The organism is Steroidobacter agaridevorans, assembly GCF_009932555.1.
GTDB classification, from domain to species: domain Bacteria; phylum Pseudomonadota; class Gammaproteobacteria; order Steroidobacterales; family Steroidobacteraceae; genus Steroidobacter; species Steroidobacter agaridevorans.
Map to the genome: position 1 here is coordinate 232137 of NZ_BLJO01000004.1, position 10996 is coordinate 243132.

9 protein-coding genes are annotated in these 10996 nt (G+C 62.6%); all 9 read left to right on the plus strand.

Annotation, left to right across the window (positions count from 1 at the left end; genetic code table 11):
• Positions 1 to 51: 51 nt before the first annotated feature.
• The gene (locus tag GYH35_RS15635) at positions 52 to 867 is read left to right on the plus strand and encodes a poly(R)-hydroxyalkanoic acid synthase subunit PhaE (protein WP_161810840.1); all 816 of its coding nucleotides are present in this window, start codon (positions 52 to 54) and stop codon (positions 865 to 867) included.
• Positions 864 to 1958, plus strand: a complete 1095-nt coding sequence (gene phaC / locus GYH35_RS15640; protein WP_161810841.1) for a class III poly(R)-hydroxyalkanoic acid synthase subunit PhaC — start codon at positions 864 to 866, stop codon at positions 1956 to 1958. Before GYH35_RS15635 ends, phaC begins: the two co-directional genes overlap by 4 nt.
• 106 nt (positions 1959 to 2064) lie before the next feature.
• Positions 2065 to 3012, plus strand: a complete 948-nt coding sequence (cysK, locus tag GYH35_RS15645) for a cysteine synthase A (RefSeq protein WP_161810842.1) — start codon at positions 2065 to 2067, stop codon at positions 3010 to 3012.
• A gap of 193 nt (positions 3013 to 3205) precedes the next feature.
• Complete coding sequence (locus GYH35_RS15650) at positions 3206 to 4291, plus strand: efflux RND transporter periplasmic adaptor subunit (protein WP_161810843.1); 1086 nt, start codon at positions 3206 to 3208, stop codon at positions 4289 to 4291.
• Positions 4288 to 7431: an efflux RND transporter permease subunit gene (locus GYH35_RS15655; RefSeq protein WP_161810844.1), complete on the plus strand. Its 3144-nt coding sequence runs from the start codon at positions 4288 to 4290 to the stop codon at positions 7429 to 7431. Before GYH35_RS15650 ends, GYH35_RS15655 begins: the two co-directional genes overlap by 4 nt.
• Before the next feature lie 423 nt (positions 7432 to 7854).
• Positions 7855 to 9351 (plus strand): carboxypeptidase M32, encoded by a 1497-nt coding sequence (locus GYH35_RS15660; RefSeq protein ID WP_202624346.1) that lies wholly within the window; start codon positions 7855 to 7857, stop codon positions 9349 to 9351.
• 1 nt (position 9352) lies between these two features.
• Complete coding sequence (ttcA, locus tag GYH35_RS15665; RefSeq protein ID WP_161810845.1) at positions 9353 to 10183, plus strand: tRNA 2-thiocytidine(32) synthetase TtcA; 831 nt, start codon at positions 9353 to 9355, stop codon at positions 10181 to 10183.
• Positions 10183 to 10695, plus strand: a complete 513-nt coding sequence (locus tag GYH35_RS15670; RefSeq protein WP_161810846.1) for an alpha/beta hydrolase — start codon at positions 10183 to 10185, stop codon at positions 10693 to 10695. The genes ttcA and GYH35_RS15670 overlap by 1 nt, the downstream gene beginning before the upstream one ends.
• A 62-nt stretch (positions 10696 to 10757) precedes the next feature.
• On the plus strand, positions 10758 to 10991 hold the full coding sequence (locus tag GYH35_RS15675; RefSeq protein ID WP_161810847.1) for a hypothetical protein: 234 nt from the start codon (positions 10758 to 10760) through the stop codon (positions 10989 to 10991).
• Positions 10992 to 10996: the final 5 nt, after the last annotated feature.

Genomic DNA, 10996 nt, shown 5'->3' on the forward strand with positions numbered 1-10996 from the left:
TTCGCGCCAGGACCATTGATAATGCCGTGTCGATGAGCTTCGGAAGCGGCAATGACCGAGTCGAAAAACGACGGATCCGACTGGATCCAGGCCTGGATCGAGCAACAGCGCGAGCAGTTGCGCCGCGCCGGCATGCCTGGCGCCGATGCAGCAAGCACCGGCGGCCCGCAATCTGAAGGCGTCTCGGACCAGTACCGCGATCTCGGCATGCGCTGGCTGGAAGCCGGGCAGTCCTATCTGCAGGGATGGCAGCAGTTCGCGCAGCGAAGTGCGGGAGGCGAGACGCCGCTGAAGTTCGGCGAAGAAATGCTCAATGCGTGGCAAGGCACTTGGGCCGGCGCGGCTTCGGCCGGCGAGGGCGCGACTCGTCAATTCGCCGACTTGATCTCGCGCATGCCGGCGCTGGGTCTGGCTCGCGAACAGACCGAAGCATGGCGAGAGCTGCTGGCCGCGCAAGCCGAGTATCAACACCTGGAGCAAGAGCTGCGCACGGTGTGGTCCAAGGTCCAGACCGATGCGCTGGCGATGTTGGAAGCGGCCATTCGCGAGCGGCGCGCGAAGCACGGCGCTGCGCCGGGCATCGACGATTATCGCGAGCTGTACAACTTGTGGGTGGAGTGCGGAGAGAAAGTGTTTGCACAGGTGGCGCACAGCGAATCGTACTGCAAACTGCAGGCGCAGCTCGGCAATGCAGCCATCCGCTTGAAGACGCGCCAGCAAGCCGTGTTGGAGCGCACGTTGAAACAGTTCGATCTGCCGACGCGCTCCGAGTTGAACACGGTGCATAAGCAGATGCGCGAGTTGCGCGAACGCATTGCCACGCTGGAAAGTCAGCTGGCTGCAGCGCGTGGGGAGGAACGATCATGAGCGGCGCCACGCCGGGCTCGGCCGAGCTTGCTGCCATCACCAACGATTTCATGCGGCGCATGTCGCAGGGGCTCGCGGCGCTTGCGAACGCCGGCGAAGTGACGATCGGCAGCTCGGCCAAAGAGGCCGTCTTCACCGAAGACAAAATCACGTTGTATCGCTATCGGCCCTCGGAAGTCGTCGCGCCCGAGAACCGCGTGCATACGCCGGTGCTGATCAGTTACGCGCTGGTCAATCGGCCGTACATGATGGATCTGCAGGCCGATCGCTCGTTGATCCGCGGCCTGTTGCAACGGGGCGTCGATGTTTATCTCATCGATTGGGGCTATCCCGACGGCGCCGATCGTTACCTGGCGCTGGAAGATTACGTGTTGCGTTACATGTCGCACTGTGTGGACTTCGTGCGCAAGGCCAGCGGTCAGGATCGGATCAATCTGCTCGGCGTCTGCCAGGGCGGCTCGATGAGCCTGTGTTACGCGGCGCTCCATCCGCAGCGGCTGCGTAATCTGATCACGATGGTCACGCCGGTGGATTTCCATACGCCGGAAAATCTGCTCACCAAGTGGGCGAAACATGTCGATGTCGATGCGCTGGTTGCGGCGACGGGCAATGTTTCGGGCGAAGCGCTCAATGCATTGTTCGTGAGCCTGATGCCGTTCCGGCTGAACAGCCAGAAGTACGTCGACCTGTTGCATCAGCTCAACGACCCGAACACCAGCGCCGCGGCGCTGGAGAATTTCCTGCGCATGGAAAAGTGGATTTTCGACAGTCCCGACCAGGCCGGCGAGATGTTTCGCCAGTTCCTGACGTTGTTCGTCAAACAAAACCGGTTGTCGAAGGGCACGCTGGAAGTGGGCGGCCGCAAGGTGGATCTGAAGCAGATCACCATGCCGGTGCTGAACATCTATGCCATGCAGGATCACCTGGTGCCGCCGTCGAGCAGCAAGCCGCTGGGTGAGCTCACGGGCAGCAGCGACTACAGCACCCACGAATTCCAGGGCGGCCACATCGGCATCTACGTGAGTGGCACCGCGCAGCGGCAGATTCCGGACAAGATTGCCGGCTGGCTGAGAGAGCGGGATCGATCCTAGACCATCACGAAAGTAAGTGAATCGTCACATGCAAAAGGGTTGTTGACGCCGTTTCGGCCCGCGCGCAATCTGCCGCTCCTCCCCCAAAACCAAGTAGTTCCTCGCCATGATCTACGACAACATTCTCGGCACCATCGGCCGCACCCCGATCGTCAGAATCAACCGGCTCGCACCGGCGAACGTGACGCTGTATGCCAAGTGCGAGTTCTTCAATCCGATGTCGTCGGTCAAGGACCGGTTGGCCATCGCCATCATCGAGGACGCGGAGCGTCGGGGCACGCTGAAGCCGGGCCAGACTGTGGTCGAAGCCACGTCGGGCAACACTGGCATCGCGCTGGCGATGGTGTGCGCGGCCAAGGGTTATCCGTTCGTCGCGGTCATGGCCGAGACGTTCTCGGTCGAGCGTCGCAAGATCATGCGCCTGCTCGGTGCGAAGGTCATTCTCACACCGGCCGCGGAGCGCGGCTCCGGCATGGTGCGCAAGGCGAAAGAACTGTCGGAGAAGCACGGCTGGTTCCTCGCCCGTCAGTTCGAGAACCAGGCAAATCCCGAATATCACCGCAACACCACCGGTCCCGAGATCCTCAGCGATTTCGCCGGCCGCAAGCTGGATTTCTGGGTCACGGGCTGGGGCACGGGCGGCACGCTCACGGGCGCCGGCGAAATGATCAAGAAGGCGCGTCCCGATGTGCGCATCATCGCGGCCGAGCCGGCGTCGGCTTCGCTGCTCGCCGGCGCCGAGTTCAAGCCTCACAAGATTCAGGGCTGGACGCCGGACTTCGTGCCGGGTGTGCTGAATCGCGAGGTGGCCGATGAGATCCTGACTGTGACCGATGACGAGGCGATTCAGACATCGCGTCAGCTCGCGGCGAAAGAAGGCATCTTCTGCGGCATTTCCGCCGGCGGCACGATTGCGGCGGCGTTGAAGGTCGCGCAGAAGGCGCCGCAGGGCTCGGTCATTCTGGCGATGCTGCCGGATACCGCCGAGCGTTATTTGTCGACCGCGCTGTTCGAAGGCATCCCGGACGCCTCCGACGCCGAACCGACGATTTAAAGCTTACATTTCTGTCAGCTAGAACCCGCCCCGCGGTTCGAATTTCTGAACCTCGGGCGCGGTCGTTCCGATTTGCGTAACTTTGCAACGTTCGGCACAAGTCTTACGAATTTTCGCATGAACGTTGCGAAGACAAGCTGCACTGCAGCTGGGAGAATGACTCGTTCTTCCTAGCTGACTCCGTGGCGGATTCGTGAATCGCAATAACATCGTGGCGGTGGCGCTGGCTGTCGTCGTCGGCGCGGGCGCCTGGTATTACTTCGGGCGTTCCGACTCAGGCGCAGGCCAGGCGCCGGCCGGCGCCCGTGCTCCCGGCGCGCGTGAAGTGCCGGTCATGACGGCGCAACCCAAGCTGAAGGATTTCGCGCTCGAGGTCGAAGCGCTCGGCACCGTGCGGGCCAAGGAATCGGTCGACATCACCGCCAAGATCGCCGACCGCGTCACCGCCATTCATTTCGAGGAAGGCAAGCAGGTCCGCAAGGGCGACGTGCTGGTCGAGCTCGACAACACCGAAGCACTGGCCGATCTCGCCGCCGCCGAAGCGGCCGAGCGCGACAGCCGCAGCCAATACAAGCGCAGCCAGGAACTGTTCCAGACCAAGGCGCTGTCCGAGGCGCAGCTCGATCAGCTCGAAGCGACGATGCTCGCCAATCAGGCTCGCGTCGCTGCCGCCCGTTCGCGTGTCAGAGATCGCACCATCACTGCGCCGTTCAATGGACGCGTCGGCCTGCGCAATGTGAGCTTGGGCGGATTGGTAAACCCGGGCGGCGTCATCACGACGCTCGACGATCTCAGTGTCGTGAAGCTCGACTTCGCGGTGCCCGAGTTGTTTCTTTCCAGCTTGAAGCCCGGCCTGACGGTCGAAGCCCACAGCGATGCGTATCCGAACTCGACCTTCAAAGGCCGGGTGGACAGCGTGGACACGCGAGTCGATCCCACCACCCGCGCCGTCGTGGTCCGCGCGCTGGTCGACAATCAGGACAGCCGCTTGCGACCGGGCATGTTCATGACGCTGCGGCTGGTGCGCTCCGAAGGCAAAGCGTTGATGCTGCCCGAGACTGCGATCGTGCCGGAGGACAGCAAGCATTTCGTGTTCGTCGTGGCTGACGGCAAGGCGCAGAAACGGGCAGTGACCATTGGCCGTCGTCGCCCGGGCGAAGTCGAGATCCTCAACGGTGTCACCGATCAGGACGTGGTCGTCACCGATGGCACATTGAACGTGCACGATGGCACGCCGGTGGTCGCACGCTCCGAAGCCGCTCCTCAGGCCGCGTCATGATCCTCTCGGAAATCTCGGTCCGCCGCCCCGTCTTCGCGATGGTGGTGAGCCTGCTGCTGACCATCATCGGCTTGATGGCGCTCAGCCGCCTGACGGTGCGTGAGACGCCCAACGTGCAGCCGCCGGTCGTCAGCATCGACACCGTTTATCGAGGCGCGTCGGCCGCGGTCATCGAATCGAAGATCACTCAGCTGATCGAGAACCAGATCGCCGGCCTCGAAGGCGTCGAGACGTTGCGTTCCTCCAGCTTCGACGAGCGCTCGCGCATCACCATCGAATTCGCGTTGGATCGCGATATCGAGGCAGCGGCGAACGATGTGCGCGATCGCGTCGCGCGAGTCGTGCAGCAGTTGCCGGACGAAGCCGAGCAGCCGCAGATCGCGAAAGTCGATACATCCTCCGAGGCGGTGATGTGGCTGGCGCTGACCAGCGCCACGCGCACCCAGCTGGAGCTGACCGATTATGCAGATCGTTACCTCGTCGACCGTCTGTCGGTCGTGCCGGGCGTGGCGAACATCTTCATCGGCGGCCAGCGGCGCTATGCGATGCGCGTGTGGCTGGATCGCAAGTCGCTGGCAGCCCGTCAGCTGACCGTGCAGGACGTCGAAGATTCGTTGCGACAGGAGAACATCGAGCTGCCCGCGGGCCGCATCGAATCGCTGGAGCGCGAATTCACATTGCGCACCGACACCGGCTTCCGCACCCCGGACGATTTCCGTCAGCTCGTGGTCGGGCGCGGCGGCGATGGCTATCTGGTGCGGCTCGGTGAAGTCGCGAGCGTGGAGGTGGCGGCCGAAGATTTGCGATCGATCGCGCGCACCGATGGCAATGCAGGCGTGAGTCTCGGCATCGTTCCTCAATCGACGGCCAACGTGCTCGATGTCTCCAAGGGCGTGTATGCGGAGATGGCCGAGGTGCAGAAGACGCTGCCCAAGGACCTCACCCTCGATATCAGCATCGACGACTCGGTGTTCGTCAGCAAGTCGATCTACGAAGTGGAGCACGCACTGGTCGTGGCGCTGCTGCTGGTGCTGGTCGTGATCTATTTGTTCCTCGGCACGGTGCGTGCCACCGTCATTCCGGCGGTGACGATTCCGGTATCCATCATCTCCGCCTGTATCGTCATGGCGATCGCCGGCTTCTCGGTCAACGTGCTGACGCTGCTGGGCGCGGTGCTGGCCATCGGCCTGGTCGTCGACGACGCGATCGTCGTGCTCGAAAACATCGTGCGTCGGATGGAGCTGGGCGAGGCGCCGCTGCTGGCTTCCGTGGACGGCAGTCGTGAAATCGGCTTCGCCGTCATCGCGACCACGCTGGTCCTGATGGCGGTGTTCCTGCCGATCTCGTTCATTCCGGGCAATGTCGGCCGGCTGTTCGGCGAGTTTGGCATCACCATCGCGGCCGCAATCGGCATCTCGGCGCTCGTGTCGCTGACGTTGGTGCCGATGATGTGTTCGAAGATCTTCGCCAACGGCATCGTGCGCGGCCGTGTGGCGCATGCGGTCGATCGCTTTTTCCAATGGCTGTCGAATATGTATGAGCGCAGCCTGCGTCGCGCGCTCGCTGCGCCCTTGCTGGTCGTCGTGGCCGGCGCGCTCGCCTTCGGTCTCGCGCTCGTTCTATTCAAAGACCTGCCGTCCGAATACACGCCCAGCGAGGATCGCCAGCGCGTGTTCATCCGCGTCACCGCGCCGGAAGGCTCGAGCCTGCAATATCTCGATCGTTACCTGCGGCAGGTGGAAGAAGTGGTGGCGGAGGAAGTGGAGCGCGGCAACGTGCGCCGCTACAACTCCCGTGCTCCGAGTTTCGGCGGCGGCAGCGATATGAATACGGGCTTCGTCTCGCTGAACCTGAGCGAGTGGGATGAGCGCAAGGAATCGGCGCAGGAGATCGCGGCTCGCATGCGTCAACGTCTGTCCAATCTGGTGGGCGTGCGCGTCAACGTCGGCATGCCCGGCGGTTTGGGTATCCGCGGCTCGGGTATTCCGGTGCAGGTGGTGCTCGGCGGCAGCGACTACGCGGAATTGGCCAAGTGGCGCGACATCATTCTCGCCAAGGCGGCGGAGAATCCCGGGCTCACCAACCTCGATTCGGATTTCTACGCCCGCAAGCCGCAGATCCGCGTCATGGTCGATCGCAATCGCGCCGGCGACCTGGGTGTGTCGCTCACTGCCGTGGGACGCACGCTGGAAACCATGATGGGCTCGCGCATCGTCACGACGTATCTGGACCGTGGCGAGGAATACAACGTGGTCCTGCAGGCCAAGGATACGGATCGCGCGACGACGAGCGACCTGACGAATATCTACGTGCGCTCGGCGACGACGCGTCAGCTCGTGCCGCTGTCCAACCTGGTCACCATCGAGGAGACCGCGGGTCCGACCGAGTTGAAGCGCTTCAACCGACTGCGCTCGATCACGCTGTCCGCGAACCTCACGCCCGGCTATTCGCTCGGCGAGGCGCTCGACTACATGGAAAATTTGATTCGCACCGAGTTGCCGGCGCACGCCGTGATCAACTACGACGGCGAGTCTCGCGAGTTCAAGCGCTCCGGCGACGCCTTGTATGTCACCTTCATGCTCGCGCTGCTGATCGTGTTCCTGGTGCTGGCGGCGCAGTTCGAGAGCTTCCGCCATCCGCTGATCATCATGATGACGGTGCCGCTCGCGGTGGCCGGCGCATTGTCGGGGCTATGGTTAACGGATCGATCGATCAACGTATACAGTCAGATCGGCTGCATCATGCTGATCGGCCTGGCGGCCAAGAACGGTATTTTGATCGTGGAGTTCGCCAACCAACTGCGCGACCGCGGCGTGGAGTTCTACGAGTCGATCATCGAATCGTCCGCGATTCGTCTGCGCCCGGTGCTGATGACCAGCTTGTGTACAGTGTTCGGCGCGGTGCCTTTGTTGGTCGCTTCAGGCGCGGGTTCGGAGAGTCGGAGCACCATCGGCTCGGTGATCGTCTATGGCGTCACGTTCTCGTTGCTGCTGACGCTGTATGTCGTGCCCGTGATCTACGCCTTCGTCGCTCGCAACACGAAGTCGCCGGAGTACATCAGCCACATGATCGACAAGCTGCGCACGACGGCAGGTACCAAGCCGATCGCCGCGCCAAAAGAACAAACCGACGGGACTTAGTGCAGCCCCAGGTACACGGATGTACCCGCCGCCGTCTGGCGGCGGCGACGAGCAAAAAGTCACGCCTTTTTGCAACGTCGCGCGCCGGGCGGGGCAGGAGCCCCGATCCGGTGCCCGATAAAAAGAAAGAGCCGGTAGGCTGCAACACATACCGGCTCATGTCCCAGAGTGGCTTGCACCACTCTCGCAGGAGGACGATGTATGAGACCACGGCAGATACTGTGTGTTCCCTAAATATTTTGTAATTCAGAAATACTTTTTTGGAATGGAAGCCGCATCATTGCGGCACCTGCTTGTCGCATTAATTAGGAAAATTTAAAAATCGATTGCGGCCCGGCAGCGCTAGTGGCCAAACGGGCATTGCTAGAATGGCGCCTTTCGAGGATGGGCCCGCATCGGGCAACCTAGCTTTCGGATCGCGCCATGGCTCTGACGCCTTATCAACAACTCGAACAGGAATTCCGGCGTCTGCACGCCTTTCGCAGCGCTGCCAGCCTGCTGCGCTGGGATTCCGCGGTCATGATGCCCCGCGGCAGCTCGGAACTCCGGGGCGAACAGCTCGCTGCTTTGGAGACCGAATCGCACTCGCTGGTGACCTCCCCGCGGGTGTCGCGGCTGCTCGACCGCGCCGAGGCCAATCTGCAGGGGCTCGAGGATTGGCAGCAGGCCAACCTGAAGGAGATGCGTCGGGAGCGCGACCACGCTATTGCCACCCCCCAGAACCTCGTCTCACGGCTCGCTAAAGCGACCGCACGCGCCGAAATCAAATGGATCGAGGCTCGTCAGAAGAGCGATTTCTCCTTGTTCGCTCCACATCTGGAGGAAGTCACGGCGCTGGTGCGGAATAAGGCCGACCTGCTCGGCAAAGCGCTCAAGCTCCATCCCTACGACGCCCTGCTGGATGAGTTCAGTCCGGGCATGACCACCGCCGAGATCGACGCCATTTTCACTACAGTCGGTCGGCGCTTGCCCGGCCTGATTCAAGAAGCCATCGACACGCAGGCCAAGCATGCGCCGCTGGAAATCACCGGACGATTTTCCGCCAGCAAGCAGCGGCACCTGGCGAACGAATTGATGAAGGTCATGGGCTTTCCCTTCGATCGCGGTCGACTGGACGAGAGCGAGCATCCGTTCACCGGCGGCATTCCCGGCGATATCCGCATCACCACCCGTTTCAATCCAGCCGAGCCGCTGACCGGCTTGATGGGCGTGCTGCATGAGACAGGTCATGCGATGTACGACGTGGGCCTGCCGGAGCAGTGGCGCGGTCAGCCTGTGGGGCGTGACCGCGGCATGGCCATGCAGGAAAGTCAGTCGCTGCTGCTGGAGATGCTGATCTGCCGGAACCGGCCGTTCCTGCGCTATCTGAAGCCGCTCATGGAAAAGGCCTTCGGCGTCACCGGGCCGGAATGGGAAGTGGAAAATCTATATCGGCTGCTGACGCGGGTTCGCCGCAGCCTGATTCGCGTCGACGCCGACGAGGTCACGTATACAGTGCACATTCTGCTGCGCTATGAGTTGGAGCAGGAGATCCTGAAGGGCGAGCTGAAGATCCGGGATCTGCCCGAAGCCTGGAATACCCGCATGGGCGACCGGCTCGGCGTGCGGCCCGCGAACGATGCCGAGGGTTGCCTGCAAGATGTGCATTGGGCGGTGGGCTCGTTCGGGTATTTCCCGTCGTACGCGATCGGCGCGGTGATCGCCGGCCAGCTGTACGAAAGCCTGCGCTCCGATCGTCCGCAGCTCGATGAGGAGATCGCCGCGGGACAATTCGGGGGATTATTCGACTGGTTGCGGCAGAATGTACATTCGCTCGCCGCGAGCGTGAGCACGCCCGACCTGATCCGCAACGCCACCGGCAAGCCGCTGTCCGCGGCCGCCTGGCTGCGCTATATCGAAGGCAAATACCTGGAAGCCTGACATGTCCGCCGTTCCTGACTACTCGAACAACTTCAAGCGCCTGCAAGCACGGCTGCGCAGCCTTGCCGGCAAGGCCATCGAAGATTTCCGCATGATCGAAGCGGGCGACAAGGTGATGGTGTGCCTGTCGGGCGGCAAGGATTCGTACACCATGCTCGACATCCTGATGTCGCTCCAGCGCAGCGCGCCGGTGCACTTCGAGCTGATCGCGGTGAACCTGGATCAGAAACAGCCGGGCTTTCCCGAGCATGTATTGCCCGGTTATCTGAAGGCGCTGGGCATTCCGTTTCATATCATCGAGCAGGACACCTACAGCGTCGTCAAACGCGTGATTCCCGAAGGCAGGACCATGTGCGGCCTGTGCTCGCGGCTGCGTCGAGGCGCCTTGTATCGGTTCGCGGCGGACAATGGCATCACCAAGATCGCGCTCGGCCACCATCGCGACGACATCATCGAGACGTTGTTCCTGAACATGTTCTTCGGCGGCAAGCTCAAGGCCATGCCGCCGAAGCTGCATTCGGAAGATGGCCGGCACATCGTGATCCGTCCGCTGGCCTATGTCGCCGAGCAGGACATCGAGCGCTACGCGCGCGCCCGGGAGTTCCCCTTGATTCCGTGCTCGCTATGCGGCTCGCAGGAGAACATGCAGCGGGTCGAGATCAAGAAGATGCTGCGCGAATGGGAGCGCCAGTACCCGGGCCGCACCGAGTCGATCTTCTCCAGCCTGCGCAACGTGGTGCCGTCGCACCTCGCCGACCCGACACGCTACGATTTCAACGAACGACCGACCCCGGCAGGCGAGGTCACCAACAATCCCGGGGAGCTGTTTTAGTGAGTCAGCAATACATCGTGTTCTCGCATGGCCAGGATGGCGACCCTTGGGGCACGAAGATCGTCGCCATGGCCGAGGTCGCGAAGAAACATGGTCTGACGGTCGAGTCGGTGGACTATCGCGGCATGGCCGATCCGGCCGCGCGCGTCACCAAGCTGCTCGAGGTCTGCAAGAAGTTGCCGGGCGAGTTGCTGCTGGTGGGCTCGAGTCTCGGCGCGCACGTGTGCACGACGGTGTCGACTCAGGTCGTCACGCGCGGCCTGTTCCTGCTCGCGCCGGCGTTCTTCATGCCGGGCTATGAAAAATACACGCCGGCGCCCCCGGCCTGTCCCGTGGATATCGTGCACGGCTGGAACGACGACATCGTTCCGGTGGAAAACAGCATCCGTTATGCGCGCCAATACAAGAGCGCGCTGCATATTCTCGATTCAGATCACCGGCTGACAGCCAACCTGACCGATGTGTGCGCGCTACTGGACAATTTCCTGCGGCGCCTGGCGGCCAGCGCATGAATTTGCGCTCCTGCTAATATTCGCGACCGGACGTGGCGAGGTCGATCGACAGGAGTTCCCATATGACCAAGAAGAGCAGGAATCGCAGCCTACTGTCGCTGGCGCTCATGGCGTCATTGCTCGCCGCTTGCGGTTCCGAGCAGCAACCGAGCGAGCCGCCGCCGGTCGAAGAAACCGCGTTCGGTGACATGGCGGGCGCCGTCGACAAGGCGCGCGCCGTCGAGGGCCAGGTTCAGGATCACAAGCAAGCGATCGACCGCGCGCTCGAACAGAACGAGAACCCGACCGCCGAATAACGCGG